General features: G+C 65.4%; 21 protein-coding genes. 6 read left to right on the plus strand and 15 right to left on the minus strand.

Translation table 11 applies throughout. From position 1 onward, the window contains the following. Window positions 1-702, plus strand: a complete 702-nt coding sequence (locus tag OCH7691_RS19210) for a glutathione S-transferase N-terminal domain-containing protein (protein WP_085885226.1) — start codon at window positions 1-3, stop codon at window positions 700-702. Between the two features lie 158 nt (window positions 703-860). On the opposite strand, the gene OCH7691_RS19215 is transcribed toward OCH7691_RS19210, so the two are convergent. The 3 genes from OCH7691_RS19215 to OCH7691_RS19225 form a co-directional block, all read right to left on the minus strand. Next, the gene (locus OCH7691_RS19215; RefSeq protein WP_085885227.1) at window positions 861-2,150 is read right to left on the minus strand and encodes a TRAP transporter large permease; all 1,290 of its coding nucleotides are present in this window, start codon (window positions 2,148-2,150) and stop codon (window positions 861-863) included. Continuing rightward, window positions 2,147-2,686, minus strand: a complete 540-nt coding sequence (locus OCH7691_RS19220) for a TRAP transporter small permease (RefSeq protein WP_085885228.1) — start codon at window positions 2,684-2,686, stop codon at window positions 2,147-2,149. Before OCH7691_RS19220 ends, OCH7691_RS19215 begins: the two co-directional genes overlap by 4 nt. Before the next feature lie 141 nt (window positions 2,687-2,827). Beyond that, window positions 2,828-3,883, minus strand: a complete 1,056-nt coding sequence (locus OCH7691_RS19225; RefSeq protein ID WP_176245167.1) for a TRAP transporter substrate-binding protein — start codon at window positions 3,881-3,883, stop codon at window positions 2,828-2,830. 165 nt (window positions 3,884-4,048) lie between these two features. Between OCH7691_RS19225 and OCH7691_RS19230 the strand changes: the two genes are divergently transcribed. Continuing rightward, window positions 4,049-4,834, plus strand: coding sequence for an AraC family transcriptional regulator (locus OCH7691_RS19230; protein WP_176245168.1), 786 nt, complete (start codon window positions 4,049-4,051; stop codon window positions 4,832-4,834). 19 nt (window positions 4,835-4,853) lie between these two features. On the opposite strand, the gene OCH7691_RS19235 is transcribed toward OCH7691_RS19230, so the two are convergent. From OCH7691_RS19235 to OCH7691_RS19250, 4 genes are read right to left on the minus strand one after another with little or no spacing between them, the layout of a single operon-like run. Then, window positions 4,854-5,867 (minus strand): CobW family GTP-binding protein, encoded by a 1,014-nt coding sequence (locus OCH7691_RS19235; RefSeq protein WP_085885231.1) that lies wholly within the window; start codon window positions 5,865-5,867, stop codon window positions 4,854-4,856. After that, window positions 5,864-7,774 carry an ABC transporter ATP-binding protein gene (locus OCH7691_RS19240; protein ID WP_085885232.1) on the minus strand — a complete coding sequence of 637 codons (1,911 nt, stop codon included), beginning with the start codon at window positions 7,772-7,774 and terminating at the stop codon, window positions 5,864-5,866. The genes OCH7691_RS19235 and OCH7691_RS19240 overlap by 4 nt, the downstream gene beginning before the upstream one ends. Window positions 7,775-7,793: 19 nt before the next feature. Beyond that, window positions 7,794-8,957 carry an acetylornithine deacetylase gene (argE, locus tag OCH7691_RS19245; RefSeq protein ID WP_085885233.1) on the minus strand — a complete coding sequence of 388 codons (1,164 nt, stop codon included), beginning with the start codon at window positions 8,955-8,957 and terminating at the stop codon, window positions 7,794-7,796. Window positions 8,958-8,989: 32 nt separating this feature from the next. Next, entirely contained in the window at window positions 8,990-10,021 is a 1,032-nt protein-coding gene (locus tag OCH7691_RS19250; protein ID WP_085885234.1) for a threonine ammonia-lyase, read from the minus strand. Between the two features lie 144 nt (window positions 10,022-10,165). Here OCH7691_RS19250 and OCH7691_RS19255 point away from each other — a divergent pair, with 144 nt between their 5' ends. Beyond that, window positions 10,166-10,648: an Lrp/AsnC family transcriptional regulator gene (locus OCH7691_RS19255; protein WP_085885235.1), complete on the plus strand. Its 483-nt coding sequence runs from the start codon at window positions 10,166-10,168 to the stop codon at window positions 10,646-10,648. 17 nt (window positions 10,649-10,665) lie between these two features. Here the strand turns inward: OCH7691_RS19255 and OCH7691_RS19260 are convergent, their stop codons facing one another. The 8 genes from OCH7691_RS19260 to OCH7691_RS19295 form a co-directional block, all read right to left on the minus strand. Next, window positions 10,666-11,928: a metal-dependent hydrolase family protein gene (locus OCH7691_RS19260; protein ID WP_085885236.1), complete on the minus strand. Its 1,263-nt coding sequence runs from the start codon at window positions 11,926-11,928 to the stop codon at window positions 10,666-10,668. 26 nt (window positions 11,929-11,954) lie between these two features. Beyond that, entirely contained in the window at window positions 11,955-12,827 is an 873-nt protein-coding gene (locus tag OCH7691_RS19265) for an ABC transporter permease (RefSeq protein WP_085885237.1), read from the minus strand. Beyond that, on the minus strand, window positions 12,824-13,768 hold the full coding sequence (locus tag OCH7691_RS19270; protein ID WP_085885238.1) for an ABC transporter permease: 945 nt from the start codon (window positions 13,766-13,768) through the stop codon (window positions 12,824-12,826). The genes OCH7691_RS19265 and OCH7691_RS19270 overlap by 4 nt, the downstream gene beginning before the upstream one ends. A 47-nt stretch (window positions 13,769-13,815) precedes the next feature. Next, on the minus strand, window positions 13,816-15,408 hold the full coding sequence (locus tag OCH7691_RS19275) for an ABC transporter substrate-binding protein (protein WP_176245169.1): 1,593 nt from the start codon (window positions 15,406-15,408) through the stop codon (window positions 13,816-13,818). Between the two features lie 292 nt (window positions 15,409-15,700). Next, the gene (locus tag OCH7691_RS19280; RefSeq protein WP_085885240.1) at window positions 15,701-16,714 is read right to left on the minus strand and encodes a hypothetical protein; all 1,014 of its coding nucleotides are present in this window, start codon (window positions 16,712-16,714) and stop codon (window positions 15,701-15,703) included. A 15-nt stretch (window positions 16,715-16,729) separates the two neighbouring features. Next, window positions 16,730-17,284 carry a cyclin-dependent kinase inhibitor 3 family protein gene (locus OCH7691_RS19285; RefSeq protein WP_085885241.1) on the minus strand — a complete coding sequence of 185 codons (555 nt, stop codon included), beginning with the start codon at window positions 17,282-17,284 and terminating at the stop codon, window positions 16,730-16,732. Between the two features lie 75 nt (window positions 17,285-17,359). Next, on the minus strand, window positions 17,360-20,476 hold the full coding sequence (locus OCH7691_RS19290) for an efflux RND transporter permease subunit (RefSeq protein ID WP_085885242.1): 3,117 nt from the start codon (window positions 20,474-20,476) through the stop codon (window positions 17,360-17,362). Between the two features lie 31 nt (window positions 20,477-20,507). Further along, window positions 20,508-21,680, minus strand: a complete 1,173-nt coding sequence (locus tag OCH7691_RS19295) for an efflux RND transporter periplasmic adaptor subunit (RefSeq protein WP_085885243.1) — start codon at window positions 21,678-21,680, stop codon at window positions 20,508-20,510. Between the two features lie 484 nt (window positions 21,681-22,164). Here OCH7691_RS19295 and OCH7691_RS19300 point away from each other — a divergent pair, with 484 nt between their 5' ends. Genes OCH7691_RS19300 through OCH7691_RS19310 form a run of 3 tightly spaced genes read left to right on the plus strand, consistent with a single transcriptional unit; the run spans window position 22,165 to window position 25,036 of the window. Further along, a complete protein-coding gene (locus tag OCH7691_RS19300; protein WP_085885244.1) occupies window positions 22,165-23,451 on the plus strand; it encodes a TRAP transporter large permease in 1,287 nt (428 codons plus the stop codon). A 10-nt stretch (window positions 23,452-23,461) separates the two neighbouring features. Further along, window positions 23,462-23,974 (plus strand): TRAP transporter small permease, encoded by a 513-nt coding sequence (locus OCH7691_RS19305; protein ID WP_085885245.1) that lies wholly within the window; start codon window positions 23,462-23,464, stop codon window positions 23,972-23,974. Between the two features lie 18 nt (window positions 23,975-23,992). Further along, window positions 23,993-25,036, plus strand: coding sequence for a TRAP transporter substrate-binding protein (locus OCH7691_RS19310; RefSeq protein ID WP_085885246.1), 1,044 nt, complete (start codon window positions 23,993-23,995; stop codon window positions 25,034-25,036). The last annotated feature ends 7 nt before the right edge of the window (window positions 25,037-25,043 follow it).

Below are 25,043 nucleotides of genomic sequence, written 5' to 3' on the forward strand. Positions count from 1 at the left end.
ATGATCGATCTCTATTACTGGCCGACACCCAATGCCTGGAAGGTATCGATCCTGCTTGAGGAACTCGGCGTCCCCTATCGTTTGAAGCCGGTTAGTATCGGCGAGGGCAAACAGTTCGCGCCCGAGTTTCTCAAGATCAGTCCGAACAACAAGATACCGGCGATCGTTGATCACGACCCGGCCGGCTCCGGCGCGCCTCTCGCGATCTTCGAGTCGGGCGCGATCCTGACCTACCTGGCGGAGAAGCACGGTCGGTTCCTCCCGGCGGATGTCGAGGGGAAATTCCGGGTGCTCCAGTGGGTATTCTGGCAGGTCGGCGCTGTCGGTCCGACCGCGGGCCAGGTCCATCATTTCACCGACTACGCACCCGAGCGCATCGCCTATGCTACCGAGCGTTTCACCAATGAACTGCACCGCCTCTACGGCGTTCTCGATCATGCCCTCGCGGGGGAAAGCCATATCGCCGGCGACTATTCGATTGCGGACATGGCCTGCTGGCCATGGTTCCGGCTGCACCGTCAGGAAGGCATCCGGATCGCCGAATTTCCGAATGTCCAGCGATGGCTGGACGCTCTGGCCGCCCGGCCGGCGCTGAACCGGGGGTTTCGTCTCGGCACCGAATTGAAGGGCGGCAAGCCAACCATGACGGAAGAGGCGAAGAAGATCCTGCTGGGCCAGCGTGCTGTTGCCCGCCCTGAGTAGCGCCTAAGAATTTTCCATCCGACTAGATCCGCCTGAACTCGATCCATGATCATCGATGTCCGCACTGAGCGAAAGGCCGGGTCTGTCGCGACCTGACTGGGCCGGCTTTCGGCCCGGATTTCGGATGCGACGAGCGTGTCTCGACCACCACTCGCCGGTCAGTAGACCAGGCGCGGGAGGAACAGGGCGATGCTCGGGAATGCGACCAGAAGGCCGGCACCGAACAGCAGGATTAGCCAGTAGGGGAGCGCCGCCAGGGCGATCGCCTCGACCGATACTTCCCGCTTCGTGAGGGCCGCGATCACGTACAGATTCATGCCGATTGGCGGCGTGATGAGGCCGATCTCGATCATGATGGTCACGAAGACCCCGAACCACACCGGGTCGAAGCCGAGCGATACGACGAGTGGAAACAGGAACGGCAGGCTCAGCAGCATCAGGGTGATACCGTCGAAGAAGCAACCCAGTATCAGGTAGAACAGGGCGACAAAGGTGATCATCTGGTAGGGGCCCAGACCCAGGCCGGTGGCGAGTTCGATGACCTGTCGCGGTAGGCCGAGAATGCTGATCGACTGGCCGAGGATGACCGCGCCGATCAGGACGAAGGCGATCGCGCTGATGCTGACGGTCGCCCGGTGCAGCGCCTGCGCAAGCTTGGAAACGGTGAGATCGCCGATCGATACGCCGAGCAGGATCGACAGGATTACACCAAGGCCTGCCGCCTCGGTTGGGGTCGCCACGCCGAGATAGATCGTCCCGAGCACGCCGATCGCAAGGATGACCAGTGGCCAGAGCTTGACCAGGTGCCTGAGGGGATTGCCGTCGCTCTCCCGCGCCACTTCGGTGAGAGGGACGATGGCCTTGCGATGCGAGGCGACCACCACATAGATCATGAATAGAAGGCTCAGCACCAACCCGGGAACGATGCCGGCGAGGAAGAGCTGGCCGATCGAAACCTCCTGCCAGGCGCCGTAGAGCAGGAGTGACAGGCTCGGCGGAATGAGCAGCCCGAGTGTGCTTGCGCCGGCGATGCTGCCCAAGATGGCAGACTTGTCGTAGCCGCGCTTCGAGAGTTCCGGGTAGGAGACCGCGCAAACTGCAGCCGCCGTCGCGACGCTGGACCCGCTGACCGAGCCAAAGGCGGTGCAAACGGCGATATTCGTGTGCAGCAGCCTGCCCGGGACCCGGGAGAAGAGCGGTGCAAGCGCCGTGTAGATACGCTGGCTGAGGCCGCTGGCGACGAGAATTTCACCCATAATGATGAACATCGGCAGGGCACTCAGAGTAAAATTCCCGAGCGTGTTCTGAACGGCGAGAACGGCAAGGTCGGTGGCCCCGCCAACATAGACCTGCAGGATGATCATGCCGACGATACCGAGTGCCGCGCCGACGGCCGCTCCGGCGCCGATCGATCCGAAGACGCCGACCGAAAGGATCCACCAGATCATGGCGTCGGCGCCTCGTTGTTCCGGTTGTCCGGATCATCGGCGCGTCGACCGGATGCCAGATGCACGAAATTGACGAGCGCGATCAGTCCGCCGCTGGCGATCAGGACGACGAGGAGCAACATCCAGGGCCAGATGAGGATTTCGGCCTGCTCGGTCCGTGTGTTGAACTGGAAGGCCGTGTAGGCATATTTGCCCAGTGCGTAGCAGAACCAGCCGGAGAAAATGCTGACGATCAGCGAACTGAATAGCCCGGAGAACATTCCCGCCCGTCGAGGCAGCATCTCCACGAACAGCGTCATGCGGATCTGGTCGCGGCTGGTCGCCGCATGGGGGAATGTCAGAAATGTTCCGATCAGGAACAACAGGCCGACAAGCTCCTCGGTGAAATGAAAGGGGGCGCCAGCGATGTATCTGGCCGCCGCGCTTGCCACAACAAAGATCGCCATGGCCGAGAAGGCTACCGTTGCCAGAATCAGAAAGATTTGGCTCGGGGCTTCGCGCAATGTTGCCCCCCGGCCGGTTCCGTCGTCAGACATTGGATAACTCCGCGTCCCGATTGTTGCTGTGGCCGGCCTGAAGACCGGGCGTCATCTCGCGGGTCCTTCGCTGTACGGCGGCGGGCAAGGCGTGGGGCTCCCACGCCTTGCCGCATCCCGACCGCAGGATCGCGTCCGATCTCAGTTGATCCTCGCACGTATTTCCTTCAGCGAGGTCATGATGTTGTTGCGGTTCGCGACCTGTTCATCGCCGGCCTTGCTCGTATTCTCGAGCCAGGTTTTCACGACTTCGTTGTAGAAGGCGTTCTTGTCCTCGGTGGAGAAGTCGTCGAGGACCTTAATTTCTCCGGTTTCATTGAACGTCTCGACGGCCTTCGTTTCGAGATCCCGGGAGACTTCCAGTCCGGCGGTTTCGGTCTTGGCGTAGAGCCACTCGCCAGCCTCATTGACGACTGCCTGCAGGTCGGCGGGCAAGGACTCCCAGTGACGCTTGCTCACGGCAACCGCGGAGAGGCCGGACAGGGTGAACATGGGCGCCGCGTAGTTGGTAACTTCCTGAAGCGACAACGTCGACGCGATCGCCAGGCTGTGAATCGCGCAATCAACGACACCCGTCTGGATCGCCACGTACAGCTCGTCCTGGGGCATGAGCTGTGCGCGAATGCCCAATGCGTTGAACGGTTCGATGACGTCCTTGACCCAGACCCGTAGCTTCTTGCCGGACAGCCCGGCGAGGCTCCGGATCGGTTCGTTACAGAAGATCGAAAGCCTGTAGGGCGGGGTGTTGAGCCAGCCGACCGTGACGGCGTTCCAGCGCTCATAACCCTTGCGATAAATGTCCATCAGGACCGGATTGAGGGCGACGGCCTCGCTGTCGCTGTAGACCGCACCGTTTGGCAAGGCGTTGGCGACCTCGGGCACGTCGCGGGCCAGGTATCCCGGATAGAGCACGGCCATCTGGACGGCGCCGCTCCGCAGCGCCTGCAAATGGTCGGCCGGCTTGATGCCAAGCGAGCCGCCGCTGAACACGGCGATCTTCAGTCGACCATTGGATTTCTCGTGAACTCTCTCCGCGAACTCGTTGAGCATTTTGGATTCCCAGCGGGTCTCCACCCAGTTGTTCTGGAAACGCCAATCGAACTCGGCAGCGCGCGTTGAACTGAGAGTGATTGCCGAAAAAATCAGAACCAGCGGCAAGATGAAGATAGTAATGCATTTTGGAATACTATTAAGCATCGTTTCCTCCCACATTTGTAGGCACCGTGAATGTTGCGGTGCCGCATTCTCGACATTCCTTTGCCGATGTTATTTGCGCATCAGGTCGTCAATCGACGCCTTCCTGATATACTCAATTGTGCTAAACTTGTGCCCCGTGAATCTGCGTTGGGATTGCCAACTGATATGTCGAACAGGACAATTTCCGCGGAAGCTATCGCCGATCTCGAACGCAGAAAGGTCCCGGTGCCCGTCTCGGGCGTGGCGATGGACCTGCCGGCGCGCACTTCGGTCGAATTGCACCGGCACGATAACGGGCAGCTGGTATTCTCCAGCAGTGGCGTGATGGCCGTCGATGTTGGCCACGGAAAATGGGTGTTACCGCCGCAGCGCGCGATGTGGATCCCGGCTCCGATCGAACATCGCCTGGTCACTCTGACATCGGTTTCGCTTCGCAACCTGCTGATTTCGGACTCGATTTCAGGGAGCTTGCCGACGACATGCAGCGCGCTCCGAGTTAGCGGCCTGTTGCGCGAATTGATCATCCGTCTTGCGGAAGAACCAGAGCAGATTGCCACCGACACACAGCGTCAGGCGATCAACACATTGCTGTTCGAAGAGCTGCGCGATTTCTCCGACGGTCCGGTTTTTTTGCCCCAGCCGACGTCCGAGCGCATGCAGCGGGTCTGTGAGGCGTTGATGGAAAATCCGGCGGACGTTCGGCCACTGGAATATTGGGCCTCGGTCGCCGCAGTCAGCTCCCGGACGTTGGCCCGGATGTTCATGCGCGAGACGGGGATGTCGTTCGCCATGTGGCGCCGCCAGTTGCGGCTGATCGAATCCCTCGCCTTGCTGGGCCAGGGAGAGTCGGTCACGAATGTGGCGCTGGACGTCGGGTACGAAAGCACGAGTGCCTTCATCGAGGCGTTCAAGAAGACCTTCGGCGAAACACCCGCCCGGTATTTCTGCTAGCCGCCTACCTGGTCCGAGGTCACGCGGCGCGGGACTCCATGATGGCGATCCCGGCGGCGGCGAAGATGTCGAGCAGGCTCCTCCGGTTCGCGCCGTCGAGGATGAAGACGAGCCTGGAACGGCGGCTCGCATCCGGCCATTCCTCGAGCGTTTCCGGCGGGTAGAAGATGTGGTGAACGCCGTGGATGACCACTGGCTTCTCCACTCCTGCGATGTTGATCACGCCCTTGCAGCGGAGCAGGGCCGGCGCCAGCTCGTCGACGATCCGTCCGAGGAAATCGGCGAGGCGCGGCCAGTCGAACGGTTCCGTCACCTCGAACGCGCAGGTTTCGACGCCGTGCGCGTGGTGATGGGCTGCCTGGGGTCCGGTCAGCAGGCGCGCCCAGCGCTCCGCCGGCAGCGCGCTCGGAATGCGCTCCCACAGCAGGTCGGCGGGACGCTCGGGGTCCTTGCCCGAAGTCCGGATCGGGGCATGCGGGTTCAGGCGGCGGATCTCGTCGGAAAGCGCCTGTAATCGTGACGGCTCGGCCTTGTCGGCCTTGGTGATCACGAGTTCGTCGGCGAAGACAACCTGGTGTACCGCTTCCTGATGCGCTTTCAGGGTTGCCTCGCCGAACTCGGCATCGACGGCGGCGGCGAGGCTCGCCAGGCGGAAGCGCGCCTTGACATTGCGCTCGGTCGCGAAGGTCCTGACGATCGGTGCCGGTGAGGCGAGCCCTGTGGTTTCGACCAGTACCGAGGGGATCGTCCGGTTGTCCCGCGCGGCGGTCCGGTAGAGCCGCTCCAGCGCTTCCGACAGGTCGCTCCGCAACGCGCAGCAAAGGCAGCCGTTGTCGAGCAGCACGATGTCCTCGCCCGGATAATCGATCAGCAGGTGATCGATCGGGATCTCGCCCATCTCGTTGACGATGACCGCGGCGCCGGCAAACTGCGGCGCCTGGAGGAGCGGCCTGAGCAGCGTCGACTTGCCGCTGCCGAGAAAGCCGGTCAGGACGAGGACGGGAATGCGGGGGTCGGTGTCGGGTATGCTCACGCGTTCCGCTCGGGTTCTTCGACGGCGTAGGCATGGTCGTCGCCGGCGCTCTCGAAATGCAGGGGCGGCGGGTTCCAGCCCGGTGGCCGCATCGCCGACCGGGGTACCTCGACCGAAAGCGCGGCATGATGGTTGCGCCGCCCCGGGTCGATCGTCGGGACCGCGGCCATCAGGCTTCGCGTGTAGGCATGCTTCGGGTCGGCAAGGACATTCCCGCGCGCACCGATCTCGACGATCTGCCCGGCCCGCATGACCGCGATCCGGTGGCTCATCCGTTCGACCACGGCCATGTCGTGCGAGATGAAGAGATAGGAGATGCCGAACTCCTCCTGCAGGTCGATCATCAGGTTGACGATCTGCGCCCGTATCGACACGTCAAGGGCCGAAACCGGCTCGTCGCCGACGATCAGTTTCGGCTTGAGCGCGATGGCGCGCGCAATGCCGATGCGCTGGCGCTGGCCGCCGGAGAATTCATGCGGGTAGCGGTCCCGGTGTTCGGGCAGCAGGCCGACCCGGCGGAACAGGCTTTCGACCTGGTCGTCGAGCAGGCTGCCGCTCGCGCCCTGGTGGATCAGCAAAGGCTCGCCGACCAGGTCAGCTGCCGTCTTGCGCGGGTTGAGCGACGCATAGGGATCCTGGAAGACGATCTGCATGTCCCGGCGCCGGGCCGTCATCTCCCTGCCGGAGAGCGCCAGGATGTCGGTTCCGCCCATCGTGACCCGACCTGAATCCGGTTCGATCAGGCGGAGGATGCAGCGCCCGGTCGTCGATTTCCCGCTGCCGCTCTCGCCGACGAGGCTGAGTGTCTCGCCGGCGGCGATCTCGAAGCTGACGGATTCGACCGCGTGGGTGACGGCTGCGAGCTGCCGGAACGGCCCGCGCCGGATCTCGAAGCGCTTGGTCAGGTTCTCGACGCGCAGCAGGGGCTGCCCCGGCGCGGCCGACCCCGGCACGTCGGAGCGGTCGGTCGCATCATTGGCGGGACGTGACGCCGTCGGTACCCCCCCGGTCACCGCGATACGGACGGGGCCGGTCTTTCCGGCGGTCTCGCCAAGCCGCGGCACGGCGCTCAAAAGCATCTGCGTATAGGGCTCGTGCGGCCGCAGAAGGACCTCTTCGGTCGTCCCTTCCTCGACCTTGCGGCCGTTCCGCATGATGATGATCTTGTCGCTGATCTCGCTGACCACGCTCAGGTCGTGGGAAATGAACAGGACGGCGGTCCCGGTCTCCTGCTGCAACTGCTTGATCAGAAGGAGTATCTCCGCCTGGACGGTGACGTCGAGCGCGGTCGTCGGCTCGTCGGCGATCAGGAGACGCGGATTGCAGGACAGGGCCGTCGCGATCATCACCCGCTGGCGCATGCCGCCGGACAGTTCGTGCGGATACTGGTCGAGCCGGCGTTCGGCGTCGGGAATGCGGACCCGTTTCAGCATCTCGATCGCGAGCGCCCGGCCCTGCCGCCGGGTAAGCCCCTGATGAAGGCGGGCCGCTTCCGATATCTGGTCGCCGATCCGGAACAGCGGGTTCAGCGACGTCATCGGATCCTGGAAGATCATGCCGATCTCCAGGCCGCGCAGGCGGCGCAGCCTGCTGTCCGTGCCGCGCGCGAAATCGACGCTCTCGCCTGACGTCGCGCTGTAATGCGCGCTGCCGGTCGCGACCCGGCCGCCGCGCGCCTCGATGAGACCGACGGCGGCGAGCGCCGAGACCGATTTGCCGGATCCGGATTCGCCGACGAGGGCGAGCGTCTCCCCCTCGTTGATCGAGAAGGAGAGTCCGTTCACGACCTCGACGGCGGACTTGCCGCGGCCGAAGGCGACCGCGAGGTCGTCGACGCGCAGTAGCGGCTGCGCCCCGGAATCCTTCGCGCCGTCAGAGATGACCGGCCGGCCGTCGTGCCCCGTCATAGTCCCGGTCCTTCAGCTGTCACAGGTCGTCGAGCCCACGCCGCCGGAGCCGACCCTCCAGCGCGTCGAGAAAGGCGAGTTGGGCGGTCATCTGGCTGACCTCGATGAACTCGTCGACAATATGCGCCTGTTCGGCGCTGCCGGGTCCGAAGACCACGGTCGGGATCCCGGTTTCCTGGAAGAAGCCGGCTTCCGTTCCGAACGGGCAATGGCCGCCGTGGTTGATGCCGGTCAGTTCCGCGACCAGTCGGGCGGCGGCGCTTGCCGGGGCCGAGAAGACAGGCTCCGCCGCGACCGCTTTCGTGGTGATCCGCCCGTGCCCTGCCTTGTCGGCCAGATCGGGCGGCATGACCTCGGCGAGCAGTTCATCGAGGCGGACGAGCAGGGCCGCCACGTCGGTACCGGCCGCGGGGCGCGCTTCCCACTCGATGCGGCCACGCGCCGGCACGACATTGACGGCCTCGCCGCCGGCGATGCGTCCGATATTCAGCGTCGTGTAAGGCGGATCGATGCCGTCGCTGTCGATGCGCCGGACCGATAGCTCGCCGGCCAGCCGCTCGAGCGCCTGGATGAAGGCACCGGCCAGCCGGATCGCGCTCACGCCCTGTGCCGGCCGGCTTGAATGGGCCGGCTCGCCCTCGAAGGTTGTCACGAAGGTTCGGTAGCCCTTGTGCCCGACGATCGGCTGCATCCCGGTCGGTTCGCCGACGATGGCGAGCCGCGGTGTCGGCAAGGTGCGGCCGAACTCGGCGATCATGCCGGGGATGCCGAGGCAACCCAGTTCCTCGTCATAAGAGAGCGCGACATGCACCGGAACCGGCAGGGTCCGGGCGTCGAGCCTGCTCATCCAGTCGAGAACGCAGGCGATGAAACCCTTCATGTCGGCTGAACCCCGGCCGTAGAGCCGGTCGTCGCGGCGGACGAGGCGGAACGGATCGCTCGTCCATTCGCCGGTATCCGCCGGCACGACGTCGGTATGGCCGGACAGCATGATCCCGCCCGTCTCGTCCGGCCCGAGCGTGGCGAACAGGTTCGCCTTCGGCTGGTCCGGGGCCCGCAATACCGAGACCCGGGCCCCGGCCCCGGACAGGAAGTCCGCCGACCAGTCGATCAGGGCCATGTTGCTCTCGCTCGACACGGTGTTGAAACCGACCAGTCGCTCGAGAATGCCGATGCTGTCCATTGTCACGCTCCCAATCCCGGTTCGTCGTCCGGTCAGGCCATGCCGAAGGCTGGCGCGGCAAGCGCGCGCCCGATCATCTCGCTGCCGACATTCGCGCCGGAGGCGACGAGGACGACCCGCTTGCCGCGGATCTCGTCCCGGTCCACGTAGGCCCGGGCGAGCGGCGAGGCGGCGCCGGGCTCGACCAGCAGATGCCCCCAGATCAGCATCGTGTGCATGGCGGAAAGCAACTGGTCGTCGGTCACCAGCCGGCAATCGTTGATCCATTCGATGATCCCGCGCAATGCCAGGTCTGCGGGCACGCGGCAGACGATGCAGTCGGCGAAGGTGTCGATCGGCCGCTCGATCGCGGCACGGGCCCGGTAGCTTTCGACCATCGCGGGCGAACCTTCCGACTGCACGGCGATCACCTCCGCCGACGGCTGTACCGTTCGCACCGAGAGGCCGATGCCGGTCGCCAGCGTGCCGCTTCCCATCGGTGTGTAGACGCGATCGATGTCCGGCAGGGCCTCGGCGATCTCCAACCCGACGGTTCCCGCGCCCTCGACGACGGCAATGGATTCGCCGTCATCGACGAAGGTCGCCTTGTGTTCGCCGGCAAAGCGTCGGGCATGGTCCTTGGCGGCGTCGATGTCATGGCCGATCTCGTGCACCGTACCGCCGAAGAGCTTGATCATGTGCTGCTTGATCGCGACGCTGCCGAGCGGCAGGAAGATGTCGGCGCGCAATCCGACCAGCGCCGAGGCATAGGCGACCCCCTGGCCGTGGTTGCCGGTCGACGAGGTGACGGCGGTCTCGCAGTCACCGGATTCGCGGGCCTGCAGAATGTGATTGAGCGCGCCGCGCGCCTTGAAACTCGCGATCGGCGAAACCGATTCCGCCTTGATCCAGACATCCGCACCGAGCAGGGCCGAGAGCGCGGCAGAGCGGACCAGGGGCGTCGTGTTGAGATGCCGGCTGATCCGATCGCGCGCGGCGAGGACGCCCGCGTAAGTCGGCGCCGGCGGCGAAGCCAACTTTTCGCCGGTTCCGATCGCGCCCGCTGATCCATGCTCGTTCGTCATAATGCGATATCCATCATTTTTCTTGTGATTCTGGTGTTCATGGATCTGATTGGGCGGAGAGTTTGATCGCGCAATTCAAGATCGTGAAATATTCTGCGATTCTGATCACGGACAGAATTGCGCAACCGGAGGAGCGAAGGCGGCATGGCGGCGAAACTGGACGAGCTTGACCTGCGCCTTCTCGGCGAGTTGCAGCAGAACAACCAGCTCTCGATGGCCGAACTGGCGGAACGCGTGAACTCTTCGCCTGCAACCTGCATTCGCCGGGTCAGGCGGCTGCGGGAGGAGAAGGTCATCATCGCCGACGTCTCGATCATCGATCCGGCCGCGCTCGGCCGCACGATGACCGTTATCGTCGAGGTCAATATCGAACGCGAGCGGGCGGACCTGATCGAGCTCTTCAAGAAATCGGTCCTGAAATGCGACCAGATCTCCCATTGCTACTACGTCACCGGGGACGCCGACTTCGTCCTCTTCGTCCATGTCGCGGACATGGAGGAATATGACGAGATCATCTCGCGGCTGTTCCACGACAACGGCAACATCAAGCAGTTCAAGACCCTGGTCGCGATCCGGCGGGTCAAGAACTCGACCCGCTTCCCGATCCGCCGCTTCGTCGACAGCTGACCGCGCGTTCCGGCCGGTCAAATCTTCCACTCGCCGTTGGCGATGACGGTGGCGCCCTCCTTGATCACGTAGCGGATGTTGTCCAGGTCCAGCACGGCCTCGATATCCGTCTCCAGGTCGGCCCGGACCATCAGCACGTCGGCCAGTTTCCCGGGTACGAGGGTGCCGACCGTTCCGCCGATCCGGATCGATTCAGCGGCCGCGCCGGTCGCCCGATGGATCGCCTCCACGGGCGATACGCCGAGAAGCCGGGAGAACAGGACGATCTCGCGGGCGTTCTCGCCATGGGGTGTCAGGCCCGGGATGCCGCTGTCGGAGCCGAGCGCGGTCTTCACGCCGCGGTCGATCGCCATGCGCAGGTTGCGCGGATAGACCTCCATGATCTCGGCCGAACGGGCCGCCGCATAGGGCGGATAGCCGAGCGCTGTCGCCCGTGTCGCCTGCCGGTCGTAGGGATGCAGCGTGGAGATCAGCCAGGTGCCGCGCTCGGCCATCAGCTCGGCGGCTTCCTCGTCGATGTAGCAGCCATGCTCGATGGTATCGACGCCGGCCAATACGGCGCGCTTGATCCCCTCGGCGCCGACCGCGTGGGCGGCCGTGTGCTTTCCGCGCTGGCGGACCTCGTCGCAGATCACCTTCATCTCCTCGATGGAGAATTCCGGTCCGCCCGGGACCTCGCCGGCAAGCCCGGCGCGGGTCGCGAAGATCTTGATCACGTCGGCGCCGGCCTTGAGCTGCGTGCGGGCGGCCAGGCGCACGGCCTCGACACCGTCGGCCTCGACGACGCCGAGATCCCAGCCATGGCCGCCGGTCATCGCGATGCCGCCACCCGAGGCAAGAATGCGCGGCCCGCCCAGGAAACCGTTCTTCACCGCCTCGCGCAGGACCACGTCGCTGTAGCCTGCGGCGACGCCCACGTCTCGCACCGTGGTGAACCCGGCGCGCAGCGTTTCGCGCCCGATATAGGCGCCCTCGGCGAATTGCCGGGCGGCCTTCGAGGTGACGTCGAGAAAGCCCGCCTCCTGCTCGGTCGTCAACGTCGAGAAAGCGGTCCAGGAGCGTGGGTTGGTGATGGTCTCGCCCCAGGTGATATGGACATGGGGATCGATCAGTCCCGGCAGGACGGTGTGGCCGGTGGCATCGACGACGGTGGCCCCCGGCGGGGTCTCGGCGGACGGGCCGACGGCCGAAATGCGGTCTTCGGTGATCACGAGGTCGCCGAGAAAGGGCGCGGCGCCGGTTCCGTCGATGATTTTTCCACCGCGAAGGATCAGGGTCATGTCGGCGAGAACTCCAGGCTGCAGGGTCAGGTGACGTTTCTGAGGCGCGGGTCGAGCGCGTCGCGCAGGCCGTCGCCCAGTTGGTTGAGGCTGAGCACGATCAGCATGATGCCGAGCCCGGGGAAGATCGTTATCCACGGCGCGATCGCCATGTAGGTCCGGCCGTCGCTGAGCATGCCGCCCCAGGACGGCGCGGGCGGCTGCACGCCGACCCCGAGGAAGCTGAGGCCGGCCTCGGCGATCACCGCATAGGCGATGATGAAGCTCGACTGCACCAGGATTGCCGGCAGAAGCTGCGGCAGCATGTAGTGAATGACGATACGGAGCGGCCGGGCGCCGATCGAGCGGCCCGATTCCACGTAGAGCTCCTCGCGCAGGCTCAGCATCAGGCTGCGAACGATGCGGGCCAGCCGCGGCACGTAGGCGACCGTCAGGGCGATGACCAGGTTACCGAGATTGTTGCCGAGGATCGCGATCAGGGCGATGGCGAGCAGGATCGCCGGGATCGCCATGAAGGCTTCCGTCAGCCGCATCAGGATCATGTCGAGGAGGCCGCCCAGGTAGCCCGAGACGATGCCGAGCGCGGTGCCGAAGAAGGTCGTGGTCAGCATCGTCAGCGCGCCGATGATGACCGAGTAGCGGGCACCATGCACGACCCGGCTGAAGACGTCGCGGCCGAACGCGTCGGTGCCGAACAGGTGGGCCCAGCTCGGCGGCTTTAGCCGGTTCATAATGTTCGTCTCGGCCGGACCGTAGGGGGCGATGAGCGGCGCGAAAAGGGCGGCGGCGACCAGCATGACGAGGACCACGACGCCGAACAGGATCTGGGGATTCCCGGCGACCAGGCGGCCGAACGCATGCAGCCGTCCCTTGCGCCCGGTCGTGCGCCCGCCGCTCATTTCTCTCTCACCCGCGGGTCGATCACGCCATAGCCGACATCGGTGAGGGCGTTGATGATCACGTAGGAAATGCCGAGCACGACCAGGGAGCCCTGGATCACCGGGTAGTCCCGGTAGCCGACGGCGGTGATGATGAGTTGCCCGAGGCCGGGCAGGCTGAAGATCTGCTCCGTCACCAGCGCGCCGCCCAGGATCTCGGCGAAGATCAGCGCGATGACCGTGAGGATGCCGGTCATGCCGTTGCGCAGCGCATGGCTGAACAGGATCGTGAATTCGGAGACACCCTTGGCGTGGGCAACGAGGATATAGTCCTGGCGCAGCACCTCGAGCATGGCCGAGCGCGTCATTCGCGCGACCTGGGCCATCTGGATGAAGCCGAGGCTGAGCGAGGGAAGCAGCAGGTGGGTGAAGGCTTCCCAGGGGTTGTCGAATGGCGAGACATAGCCGCCGGTCGGCAGCAGCCCCAGCCAGACCCCGATCATCATGATCATGATCAGGCCGAGCCAGAAGCTCGGGATGGACATCCCGATCAGTGAGCTCAGCATGACCGTACGGTCGATCAGGCTGCCCCGACGGGCGGCTGCCCAGACGCCGGCCGGGATCCCGAGCAGGACCGCCCAGAACAGGCTCATGGCCGCGAGCAGCAGGCTGACCGGCAGTCTCGCGCCGATCGCCGACAGCACATCCTGGTTGAGGAAAGTGGAGCGGCCGAGGTCGCCGGTCGCGACCCCGGCCAGATAGGCGAGAAACTGCTCGATCAGCGGACGGTCGAGGCCGAGCCGCTCGCGCATCGCCACCAGCCGCTCCGGCGTCGCGTCCACGCCCAGCATGACCACGGCGGGATCGCCGGGGATCAGTTGCAGGAGCGCGAACGCGATCAGGACGATCAGCACGCAGAGTGGCGTCAGCGAAACGACCCGATAGAAGATGAACTTCAGCATCGACCGGTCACCCTCGGTGGATTCGCTTCACTGTCCGCCGCTGTCGACTATGCGTCCAGCCAGACGTCCCAGAAGACGTAGCCGTTGAAGTTCTTGTATCCCTTCACGTGGCTGCGATGGGCATGCCAGGCGAAATAGTCGCCGCATTTGATGTTGACGACATCCTCGTGGAAGATCGTCTGGACGGTTTCGAAGGCCTCTTTCCGTTGCCCGAAATCGCGCAGCCTGGCGATCTTGTCGAGGGCGGCGTCCATGGCCGGATTGGCATAGGGCGTCCACTTGTCGGTACGGAAGTTCAGGTCCCAGCCGTAAGGGTCATGCCGGATGCTGTGCTCCATGCTGGACAGGTGCCATTTTGGCCGCAGTTCGTCCTTGCTGACATGGGCGAGCAGCGCGCCCCAGTCGAGAACCTCGAGCCGGACATTGAGGCCGAGGCCCTGCAGTTCCTGCTGGATGATCACCGCGCTCTTGTAGAGATTGCTGATCGTCCGCGTCGTCATCAGGACGATCTCCTGATTGGCGTAACCCGCGTCGCTGATGAGCTTGCGCGCCTCGTCCTTGGCGTTCTTGTTGTAGTACTGATCGCCGGCCCGGGAGAACCAGACCTGCTCCTCGAAGGCGAGGCCGGGTGACAGGCGGATCAGGTCGGGATCGCCGATGGTGCCGACCATCACCAGTGCCTGGTCGATGCCGATCTGGATGGCGCGCCGGATCCGGACGTCGTCGAGCGGCGGATTGTGATGGTTCACCATCATGTTCAGCCAGTTGAGTGGCTTGACCACCGTGCCGGAGTAGCCCGCCGTCGATTCCAGGCTGCCGCGCATCTCGATCGGCACATTGTCGGCGAAGTCGAAGCGATCGGTCTTCAGACCCGCCTCCTGTGCGCCGGCTTCCGAGATGAAGGTCCAGACGACCTCGTCGACATGGGCCGTGCGCCGCCCGCCGAGACCGTCGGCGCCGGTGTAGCGCTCATCGACGCGATAGTCGTCGAAGCGGCCCATGGTCAGGCTCTCGCCGCGTTTCCATGCCTTCAGCAGGAAGGGGCCGGTACCGATTATTTCGCCGTCCTCGAGCGGCCGGTCCATCGCCGCCTGGGCGATTGCCCGCGGCAGGATCTTGAAGGCCGAATGAGGCGTGCTGATCTTCTCGAGGAAGGGGCCCGGATCGGACGAGAATTCGAAGACCACCGAATCCTTGCCGGCCGCCTTTACCGACGTCACGTTGCCGCCCAGCGTCGCCGCGCGTGGCGAGATCTTCATGAAGCGCGCCCAGGTTGCGGCGACGTCCTCGGCCTCGAGCACGCTGCCGTCGTGGAAACGGGCGCCCTCGATGATGGTGAAGGTCCAGACCTTGCCGTCGTCGCTGACCGAATGACCGGCCGCCAGTTCGGGGATCAGGCCGTACTTGCCGTCATAGGTATAGAGCGATTCGAAGATGTGGCTGTGCATCGTGCGAACGATGGTCGCGTTCGTCGTGAATGGATCGAAGGTGTCGATCGTCTCGTTGACCGCAAGGCGCAGCGTGCCCCCGGATTTCGGCGTGGCCGCCATGAGGTCGGGTGAGAACCCGACCATGTTCGCGGCCACGAGCGCCGTGGTGCTGGCCAGAAAAGCTCGCCTGGATAGGGGCAACTTCAACATCTTCATCTCCTCCCCGAGATACACAGTTGGGGCACCGGCGTCCGGCGCCGAGGCCTCCCTGTGTCGGCCTCGTTGTTGTTGATCGCACGGCACCACTATAGGCCCCCTGGAGCGATTGTTGAGGCCGTTTCAAACGCTGGAAGGGGTAAAATCAGTCAATTTTGATGGAGAAGTGACTAATTTTCGCCGCGGCGTTTTGAGCCTGCCGTCGCTGCCTGCCGCCGCCACAATGACGGGGCCGGTTTCATGGGTAGACGCGTGACGTATCGGGAGCCTGGCGACGGCGAAAAGGTCAGCGGAACGCGTCGATGACGGCCTGCGTTTCCGCGCCCGGCATGCCGCGGCTCACGAGGCACACGTCGAGATCGCGGTCCGCCATAATCCCGAGCGCGCGCCGCATCGCCCCGTGAATCCAGTCGATCTCGTTGCCGAAGGCGCCGCCGCCAAGCAGAGTCAGGAACACGACATTGGATCCGCCGCCTTGCGCGTTCAGCAGTGCCGCGCGCAGCGTCGCCTCGTAGGCGGCTTCGAGGACCAGTTTCGCGAACGGCGCCCACTCGGCGACCGGGTGCTTGCCATAGGCGACCGGCAGCGCCGAGCAGAATGCCTGCGAAACCCGTGGCCGATCCGGTCCAATCGCATCGGTGACCTCGACATCGCGGTGGAGCCCGATGCGGAGCTGTCCCCGTAACTCGTCGATCCGGGCCGGCGTCAAGGTCTCCAGATATCCGGCGATCGCCCGCAGTCCCGGCAGGGTCGCCAATGCGTAGCCGTTACGCATCGTCCAGAGATCGGCGACCGGCCGACCCGTGCCCTTTGCCAGGGCGTCGCCGAGCTCGGCAAGGCCATCGAGCTGTCGCGTCGCGGTCTGGCCCGAGCTGTCGCCGACGGGCGCGAAATAGTTCCGGTAGATGGTCGCCGCGCCGGCGGCGATGGCACAGGCCGGGCCTTGCGTATGGTCGTCCTTGTAAATCGTGACGCCCTGCTCCGGGGTCACGCCGGGGCCCGTCATTTCGAGCAGGTTGAATTGTGAGGCGACCTGGAAGAGCGCGCCGGCATTCTCGGGCAGGCGATGCAAGGAGCGGACATCGCCGCTCACGACGCTGGCCCGAAGCCGGCCGGGCAGCAGGGCGGGCGATCCTGTCCGCTCGCGCAGCGTCTGCAGCGATGCCAGTTCGAGGTCGCCGATCCAGTAACGCGCGCCGTTGACCCGCGAGCGAAGCCAACCGCCCTCGACCTCGAGCCGGGAGCGGGTCTCCTCGTAGCCGGTTTCCCTGAACCCGGTGAGCTTCTCGAACCAGTCCATGGCCGTCTCCTCGATTCAGACTCCGATCGGGCCGGCAAGCCCGAGGACATACTGTTCCTGCCTGCGGGTCTCGATCGCGCCCGGGCGTACCTGGCGGACTTGCCGGATTGCTGTCGCCGGCTCCGTGCCCATTTCGATCAGCAGGCGGGCAGCGATCGTGCCGGCCCGCCCCAACCCGCCGCGACAGTGGACGAGGACATCGCGCCCGTCCCGGAGCAGCCCGCGCAGCTGTTCGCCAGCGCCCTGCCAGTGCCGCTCGAAGTCCTTGTCCGGTGTGGATACATCGACGATCGGCAGATGAAACCACAGCATGTGCCGGCGGCGCACTTCATCGCCCATCCGCTCGACCCGTAGCAGGCTCAGTTCCTTCTGCTCGAGCAGAGTCACGACGGCGGCGGCACCCCAGGCGCGGACGGCGTCTAGGTCGAGGGCGATATCGCGATCCCAGTGGCCGCTCATCGCTCGCGGGTCGCATTTTCCCGGGCAGAAGGTGATACCGACCCGCCCGCAGGTGAGGCCAGCCGAAACCGCGGCGATCTCCAGGGGATGGGTCTCTGACGTTTTCCTCATCCCCAATTTCTAGCACCGCGATGGTTGTGCGTCAGCGGGATTATTCGCAGGATGTCGCCGGCGTATCGCCACCGCCTAGGCCGTCTTTTCCCTTGGCTTGCGCTTCGGCGAGAGCCGGCGGACGATGACGTAGAAGGCCGGCACGAAGAAGATGCCGAGAATCGTCGCCGAGAGCGTGCCTCCGAGCACGCCGTAGCCGATCGCGTTGCGCCCGGCCGAGCCCGCGCCGGAACTGAGCGCGAGCGGCAGGACGCCGAGCGAGAAAGCCATGGAGGTCATGATGATCGGCCGGAAACGGAGCCGTGCCGCCTCGCGGGCGGCGGTCAGCAGCGGCTCGCCGCCCTCTTCCCGGTCACGCGCGAACTCGACGATCAGGATGGCGTTCTTGCCGGTCAGGCCGATGACCGTGAGCAGGGCGACCTGGAAGAAAACCCCGTTGTCGAAGCCGCCGAGCATCGCCCCGAGCAGCGCGCCCAGTGCGCCGATCGGCATCGCCAGCATGACGGCAAATGGTATGGCCCAGCTTTCGTAGAGCGCGGCGAGACTGAGGAAGACCGCGGCAAGTGAGAGCGCGTAGAGCAGCGGCGCCTGGTCGCCCGACTGGCGCTCCTCCAGCGACAGCCCGGTCCAGGCGACGTCGAAGCCGACGGGGAGCTGGGCCGCCAGCCGCTCGATCTCGGCCATCGCCTCGCCGGTCGTCACGCCGGCGGCGGGCGTGCCCTGGATCTGCATCGCCGGCACGCCGTTGTAACGCCGCAGGCCCTGGGGACCGAAGCGCCATTCGCCCTTGGCGAAATTGGAGAAGGGGACCAGGCCGCCGCTCGCGTTCTTGACCCGCCAGCGCTCGATATCCTCCGGCGTCGATCGCGCCGACGGTTCACCCTGGACATAGACCCGCTTGATCCGGCCGCGATTGATGAAGTCGTTCACGTAGGAGCCGGCCCAGGCGACCGAGAGCAGGCTGTCGACATCGGCGGCGCTGACCCCCATGGCGCCGGCCGCGCGCCAGTCGATATCGAGATTGTACTGGGCGGCGTCCTCCAGCCCGTTCGGCCGGGCGGAGCCGATCAGCGGGCTTTGCGCTGCCATGCCGAGAAGCTGGTTACGCGCCTCGAGCAGCTGCTCGTGAGTCTGGCCGCCACGCGCCTGCAGAAAGAAATCGAAACCGCTGACATTGCCGAGCTCGATCACCGCCGGCGGCACGATCGGGAAGACCATGGCATCGCGGATCCGGCTGAGCGCGCCGAAAGCCCTTCCTGCCAGCGCCTGGACGCTTTGACCGGGGTCCTCGCGCTCGCTCCAGTCCTTCAGGCGGACGAAGGCAAGACCCATGTTCTGCCCGGATCCGGCGAAGGAAAAACCGACGACGGAGAACATCGAGGCGACGTTGTCTTTCTCGGTGTCGAGGAAATAATCCTCGACCTTCTTCATGGATTCGAGTGTCCGACCGGCGGTGGCGCCGGTCGGCGCCTGCGCGAAGGTGAACAGGATCCCCTGGTCCTCGTTCGGCAGGAAACCGGTCGGCGTCTGGACGAAGAGCCAGCCCATGCCGGCGGTCAGGAGCAGGAAGACGAGGCCGACCCGGACCGGCCGGCGGACCATCCCGCCAACGCCGCCGGAATAGCCGCGCAGGCTCGATTCGAAGAGCCGGTTGAACCAGCCGAACGGGCCGCGCCGGGCGCCGTGCGCGTCCTGCTTCTTGAGAAGGGTCGCGCAGAGCGCCGGGGTGAGGGTGAGGGCGACCACGACCGAGAGCGTCATGGCCGAGACGATGGCGACGGCGAACTGGCGGTAGATCACGCCGGTCGAGCCGCCGAAGAAGGCCATCGGCACGAACACGGCGGAGAGCACGAGGGCGATGCCGATCAGGGCCCCGGTGATCTGCCCCATCGATTTCCGCGTCGCCTCTGCCGGAGACAGGCCTTCCTCGGCCATGATCCGCTCGACATTCTCGACCACGACGATGGCATCGTCGACAAGCAGGCCGATCGCCAGCACCATCGCCAGCATGGTGAGGGTGTTGATCGTGAACCCCGCGGCTGCGAGCACGCCGAAGGTGCCGAGGAGGACGATCGGCACGGCGAGCGTCGGGATCAGCGTCGCGCGGATATTCTGCAGGAACAGCAGCATCACTAGGAAGACGAGGACGATCGCCTCGATCAGTGTCTGGACGACCTCCTCGATCGAGATCCGCACGAACGGCGTCGTGTCGTAGGGAATGACATAGGCGACGCCTTCCGGGAAGAAGGCGGAGAGCTCGTCGACGCGGGCGCGGACCATATCGGCGGTGTCGAGCGCGTTCGCCCCGGTCGCGAGGCGGATCGCCATGCCGGCCGCCGGCTGCCGGTTGTAGCGGCCGATGGTCTGGTAGGCCTGGGCGCCTATCTCGATCCGGGCGACATCCTTCAGCAGGACCAGCCCGCCGTCGGTTTCGGCCCGGAGCACGATCTGCTCGAAATCCTCCGGCGTCTGCAGCAGCGACTGGGCGGTGATGGTCGCGTTGAGCTGCTGGTTCGCGACCGCCGGCAGATCGCCGAAGGCGCCGGCCGAGATCTGCGCGTTCTCCGACGATACGGCGGCGACGACCTCGCGCGGTGAAATCTCGAAGGCGGCGAGTTTCGACGGGTCGAGCCAGATCCGCATCGCATATTGCGAACCGAAGACCTGGACCTCGCCGACGCCTTCGATACGGCTGAGCTCGTCGACCATGTTCGAGGTCAGATAGTCGGCCAGGTCGACCTGGTTGAGCGAGCCGTCCTCGGAAATCAGCCCGACCACCATCAGGAATCCGGCCGAGGTCTTGCGGACCGTCACGCCCTGGCGCTGCACCGGTTCCGGCAACAGCGGCGTCGCCTGGGCCAGCTTGTTCTGCACCTGGACCTGGGCGATGTCCGGGTCCGTGCCGGTCTCGAAGGTGATGTTGATTTCGGCCCGCCCGGCCGAGGTCGAGTTGGAGGCGATGTAGCGCATCCCGTCGAGGCCGGTCAGCTGCTGTTCGATCACCTGTGTCACGGTGTTGGCGATGGTCTCGGCCGAGGCGCCGGGATAGGTCGCCGTCACCACGACCGCGGGCGGTGCGATCTGCGGGTATTGCGCGACCGGCAGGATAAGGATCGCGAGGATGCCGATCCCCATGATCACGATCGAGATCACCCATGCGAAGACGGGTCTGTCGATGAAGAAGCGTGGCATGGTGCTACTCCGGCCGCGGCCGCGGCTAGGCTCAGTTGCTGGACGGCGCGGTCGTCGCGGTCGTTTCCGGCGGTTTGCGTTCCTCGGGCGCGACCTTCATCTGCGGGCCGATTTTCTGCAGTCCCTCGATGATCAGCCGGTCGCCCGCCTTCAATCCGTCCGTGATGACCCAGTGCGATCCCTGCGCCTGCGCGATGGTCAGCTCGCGTTGCTCGACCACGTCGTCGGCGTTGGCGACGAAGGCGATCGGCCGGCCGCGGCGGTCGCGCGACACGCCCTGCTGCGGGGCCAGGACCACGTTCTTCAGAACCCGCTGGGGCATCTTCACCTGGACGTACATGCCCGGCAGCAGGAGATGTTCAGGATTGGCGAATTCCATGCGCAGCGTCACCACACCGGTCAGCTCATCGACATGCGGCTCGGCCGCCGTCATTTCGCCCGTGTGGGGGAAGACTTCGCCGTCGGCGAGGATCAGCGTGACTTCCGTGCTGCCGTCGCCGAGCTTCTCCCGGGTGCGGCCACGGCGCCATTCCAGAAGCTCGGCAGCCGACTGGGTGACATCGACATGTACCGGGTCGAGCGTCCGGATGACCGCGAGCGGCGTTGCCTGACCGGCCGTCACCAGCGCGCCCTGGGTCGTCAGCGAGCGTCCGACCACGCCGGCAAGGGGCGCCCGGATGGTGGTCCGTTTCAGGTCGATCTCGGCAGACTGCAGATCCGCCTTGGCGACCTTCAGCGCCGCCGCGTCGGCATCGCGGACAGCCGCGGCGTTCTCGAGACGCTGTTCGGTCGAGACACCGCGACCGATCAGCTCGGCGGCCCGCTCGGCCTCCTTCCTCGAGGCGGTGTACTTCGCCTCGGCCTGCGCGACCTGCGCCCTGGCCGCCGCGACGCGTGCCTCATAGCTGTCGGGATCGATGCGATACATCGGGTCGCCCAGGGCGACGTTCGCTCCTTCCTCGAACGTGCGCCGGATGATGATACCGTTCACCTGCGGCCGGACCTCGGCGAGCGCCGAGGCGACGATCCTGCCCGGCAAGGTCGCGGTCAGCGTGATGTCCTGCTCGGCGAGGGTCACGACGGTCACCGCCTGCGGCGGCCTTTCGCCCGGCGCTGCCGATTGGGCGAAGGCGACCGGCATCGCCATGAGCAGCATTGCGCCCGCCAGAACTACGCGTCGGAACTTGATGCCCAGATAACTCATGCTCTGACCTTCTCGGTTCGCCGGGGTCCGGCGTCGCACGGACCGGAGCCCGCCTCGTGGTATCCGCCCGGGCTCGCCGATCGCCGCCCGAACGATGTTCCGGTTAGTCATGTTGCGATGCAACAAGGCGATGGCAGGCGTGGCAGCAAAGCAGAAGAGGGACGCATCGGCAAGAGCCTCGGGCGTTCGCCTGCAGCTGCCGGATTCCGGGGGTGGGCGCCGGCATCCATGCCGGTCAAGTTCGTACTGTTGACATTCCTAAAAGGATGATGGCAGCATTCCTTTTCGCGACAGGTTCACGCCTCGGCCTGAAACAGGGAATTGGCACAGACCGGCGCATGGAGCAACCATGCTGTCCCGGCGACCCGCCGCAACGCAGGCGGATAACGACCAGGAGGTTCGGTCTTCGCATGGCGCAGTTTGCCGACAGTAGCCGCCGGGCACTTCTCGCGTCCCGGCCCGGGTTTCTGAATCGAACGGGGCCATGGACAGCATTCTTCTCCTAGCGGGGTTGATCGGGCTGATCCTTGCCGGTGCGCCGATCGCGCTCGCCATGATCATCCTGCCAACGATCTACATTCTCATCACCGACGCCGCGCCGTTGCTGACGGTACCGCACCAGATGTACGAGGCGCTGGCCAAGTTTCCGCTGGTCGCCATTCCCTTCTTCATGCTGACCGGGGAACTGATGAACAGTTCCACCGTGACCGAGCGCATCCTTCGCCTCAGCAGCGCCATCGTCGGCCGCATGCGCGGCGGGCTGGCACAGGTCAATGTCGTGGCGAGCATGTTCTTTGCCGGCATGAACGGCTCGGCTGTCGCCGATACCGCGACCATCGGCACGATCATGATCCCGCAGATGAAGCGCCGCGGCTACGGTGCCGACTTCGCCGCGGCGATCACCGCGATCGGCTCGACGATCGGCGGCATCATCCCGCCCAGCATCGCAATGATCATCCTGGCGAGCGGCGCCAATCTGTCGGTCGGCGCGCTGTTTGCCGGCGGTGTCCTGCCCGGCCTGGCGATCGGCGGGCTGCTCATGCTCGCCTGCTGGTTCATCGCCCGGATCCGCGGCTACGAGCGGGGCGAGGAGGCCTTCTCGATCGCGGGCCTCCTCAAGGCATTGAAGGATGCCGTCTTCGCCCTGATCGTTCCGCTGGTATTGGTGGCCGGCATCCTGGGCGGCTGGTTCAGCTCGGTCGAGGCCGGCGCGATTACCGCCGCCGTGGCGCTCGCCGTCGGCTGCCTGGTCTATCGTTCGATCTCGCTGCGTGGCCTGTTCGGCGCGTTCGACAGGACGCTCCGGATGAGCGCCTCTGTCTTCGTCATCATCGCCGCCGCCGGCCCCTTCACCTGGCTGCTGACGCGGATCGGCACGCTGGCGCAGCTCGAAAGCTGGCTCACCTCGCTGGCCGGCAGCCCGCTGATCTTCGCCATGGCGCTGCTCGGCCTGATCCTCGTTGCCGGCATGTTGATGGACGCCACCGCCAACATCATCGTTCTCGGGCCCATGCTGGTGGCGACGAGCGAGGCCGCCGGTTTCGAGCCAGTGCAAGCGGCGATGGTGGTCGTCGTCGGGTTCCTGCTCGGAATCGTCACGCCGCCGGTCGGCGTCTGCTATTTTACCGCCAGTGCCATCGCCGGCGCTCCGCTGGAACGGGTGGCGATCCAGCTTGTTCCGTTTCTCGCGATCGAACTGCTGGTCCTGATTCTCATGCTGGCGATCGCGCCGTTCACCCTGGCACTGCCCAGGGTGCTCGGCTTCATCTAAGAGGGCTGTCGTGCGGCTGCTCCGACTGTTCGACTGGATCCTGACGCGGGGAATTTCCACCGTCTGCGGTCTGCTGCTCGCGGTCATGGTCGGCTTCACCGTCTACACGGTCGTGATGCGGACGGTCTTCCTCGATCCGCCGTTCTGGGGCGATACGCTGACCCTCTTCGCCAATGTCTGGCTGGTGATGCTGGCCTTCGCGATGGCGGTGCGTACCGAGACGAACATCGCGATCGAGTCGGTCTACGGGATCCTGCCGGCTCGTTTCACGAGGGTGCTGCGCCTGCTCTGGCTGGTGCTGTTCGCCGCGGTCGGCGCGATCATGGCGATTTTCGGCTACCAGGCCGCGGATCGCATTCTTGGCGCTTTCTGGGAACTCGGCAACATGCCGAAGTCCTACCCGATGATGATCCTGCCGATAGCCGGCTTGCTTATCTTTCTGGCCGCGAGCCTCACCATCGCCGAACATGTCGGCGTGCTCGAAAGACGCGGCCAAGGCGACGATCCACAAAAGCAAAACTGAAAACGGGGAGGTAGTGCGATGAACTTACGTATGCTGACAGGCCTGCTGGCGCTCGCGGCGGCGATCAACCTCGGCTCCGCGCCGGCGTCCGCGCAGGAAAAGATCACCTTGCAGCTCGGCACCGCGTCGGCCCCGGCGTGGTCGCTCGGGCAGGTGATCGACCAGGTGCTGAAACCCAAGGTCGCGGAATATTCGGACGGCCGGATCGACATCGTGGTCCATAACGGCGGCTCGCTCTGCAGCGAACATGCCTGCGTCGAGCAGCTCGGTCTCGGCCAGATCGACATCGCGACCGTTTCCAGCGGCAATGTCGGGGCCTTCGGAACCACTTTCGACCTCATCAACCTGCCCTTCGTGTTCAAGGACCAGGACGCGGCGAGCGACATTCTCAACGGCTGGCTCGCCGAGGAACTCGGGAAGCGGACGGTGAAGGAGATGAAGATGCATCTCATCGCCCTCGTCCCGGTTGGCGGCTTCCGCCAGATCGTCAATACCCAGCGCGAGGTTCGCGTACCCGCCGACCTGGCCGGCCTGAAGATCCGCGTCACCAAGAGCCCGACCGAGTTCAACCTGGTGAAGGCCTGGGGGGCGGCGCCGGTGCCCTATGACTGGTCGTCGCTCTACGAGGGCCTGCAATCCGGCGTCGTGCAGGGGATGTACCTGCAGAATACCTTCACCGCCGCCGGCAAGTTCTACGAGGTGGTGAGCAATATCACCACGGTCAGCGCGGCCTGGAGCGCACACCCGATCCTGATGAGCCAGAAACGCTACGAGGCGTTGCCCGACTGGGCGCGGGAGGCGATCGACAAGGCCGGGGCGGATGTCCAGCGCGAGGCTTTCCGTTACGATATCGACTGGCAGGACACGGTGGTGAAAGCCATGGAGGGCAAGGTCGCCGTCTATGATCCGACCGAGGCGGAGATGGATCTCTGGCGGGCCGGGGCTCGCGATGCCTGGGTTGCCGTCAAGGGAGCCTATGACCCCGCGCTGGCTCGGCGCATCCTGGCCGAACAGGGACAGGACAAGCTGATCGCCGACCTGGAAGCTGCCGGCGCGCTCTGACGTCGCC

Origin of the sequence: Oceanibacterium hippocampi (assembly GCF_900172325.1) — a bacterium.
Classification (GTDB): domain Bacteria; phylum Pseudomonadota; class Alphaproteobacteria; order Sneathiellales; family Sneathiellaceae; genus Oceanibacterium; species Oceanibacterium hippocampi.

Bases quoted from the DNA above. Each gene is read 5' to 3' on its own strand.
- OCH7691_RS19310 (WP_085885246.1), top strand. From the start codon at position 23,993: ATGAACTTACGTATGCTGACAGGCCTGCTGGCGCTCGCGGCGGCGATC.
- OCH7691_RS19270 (WP_085885238.1), bottom strand. From the start codon at position 13,768: ATGCTGAAGTTCATCTTCTATCGGGTCGTTTCGCTGACGCCACTCTGC.
- OCH7691_RS19240 (WP_085885232.1), bottom strand. From the start codon at position 7,774: ATGACGGGGCACGACGGCCGGCCGGTCATCTCTGACGGCGCGAAGGAT.
- OCH7691_RS19265 (WP_085885237.1), bottom strand. From the start codon at position 12,827: ATGAGCGGCGGGCGCACGACCGGGCGCAAGGGACGGCTGCATGCGTTC.
- OCH7691_RS19255 (WP_085885235.1), top strand. From the start codon at position 10,166: ATGGCGGCGAAACTGGACGAGCTTGACCTGCGCCTTCTCGGCGAGTTG.
- OCH7691_RS19225 (WP_176245167.1), bottom strand. From the start codon at position 3,883: ATGCTTAATAGTATTCCAAAATGCATTACTATCTTCATCTTGCCGCTG.
- OCH7691_RS19275 (WP_176245169.1), bottom strand. From the start codon at position 15,408: ATGTTGAAGTTGCCCCTATCCAGGCGAGCTTTTCTGGCCAGCACCACG.
- OCH7691_RS19290 (WP_085885242.1), bottom strand. From the start codon at position 20,476: ATGCCACGCTTCTTCATCGACAGACCCGTCTTCGCATGGGTGATCTCG.
- OCH7691_RS19210 (WP_085885226.1), top strand. From the start codon at position 1: ATGATCGATCTCTATTACTGGCCGACACCCAATGCCTGGAAGGTATCG.
- OCH7691_RS19220 (WP_085885228.1), bottom strand. From the start codon at position 2,686: ATGTCTGACGACGGAACCGGCCGGGGGGCAACATTGCGCGAAGCCCCG.
- OCH7691_RS19280 (WP_085885240.1), bottom strand. From the start codon at position 16,714: ATGGACTGGTTCGAGAAGCTCACCGGGTTCAGGGAAACCGGCTACGAG.
- OCH7691_RS19285 (WP_085885241.1), bottom strand. From the start codon at position 17,284: ATGAGGAAAACGTCAGAGACCCATCCCCTGGAGATCGCCGCGGTTTCG.
- OCH7691_RS19260 (WP_085885236.1), bottom strand. From the start codon at position 11,928: ATGACCCTGATCCTTCGCGGTGGAAAAATCATCGACGGAACCGGCGCC.
- OCH7691_RS19295 (WP_085885243.1), bottom strand. From the start codon at position 21,680: ATGAGTTATCTGGGCATCAAGTTCCGACGCGTAGTTCTGGCGGGCGCA.
- OCH7691_RS19230 (WP_176245168.1), top strand. From the start codon at position 4,049: ATGTCGAACAGGACAATTTCCGCGGAAGCTATCGCCGATCTCGAACGC.
- OCH7691_RS19250 (WP_085885234.1), bottom strand. From the start codon at position 10,021: ATGACGAACGAGCATGGATCAGCGGGCGCGATCGGAACCGGCGAAAAG.
- argE (WP_085885233.1), bottom strand. From the start codon at position 8,957: ATGGACAGCATCGGCATTCTCGAGCGACTGGTCGGTTTCAACACCGTG.
- OCH7691_RS19215 (WP_085885227.1), bottom strand. From the start codon at position 2,150: ATGATCTGGTGGATCCTTTCGGTCGGCGTCTTCGGATCGATCGGCGCC.
- OCH7691_RS19300 (WP_085885244.1), top strand. From the start codon at position 22,165: ATGGACAGCATTCTTCTCCTAGCGGGGTTGATCGGGCTGATCCTTGCC.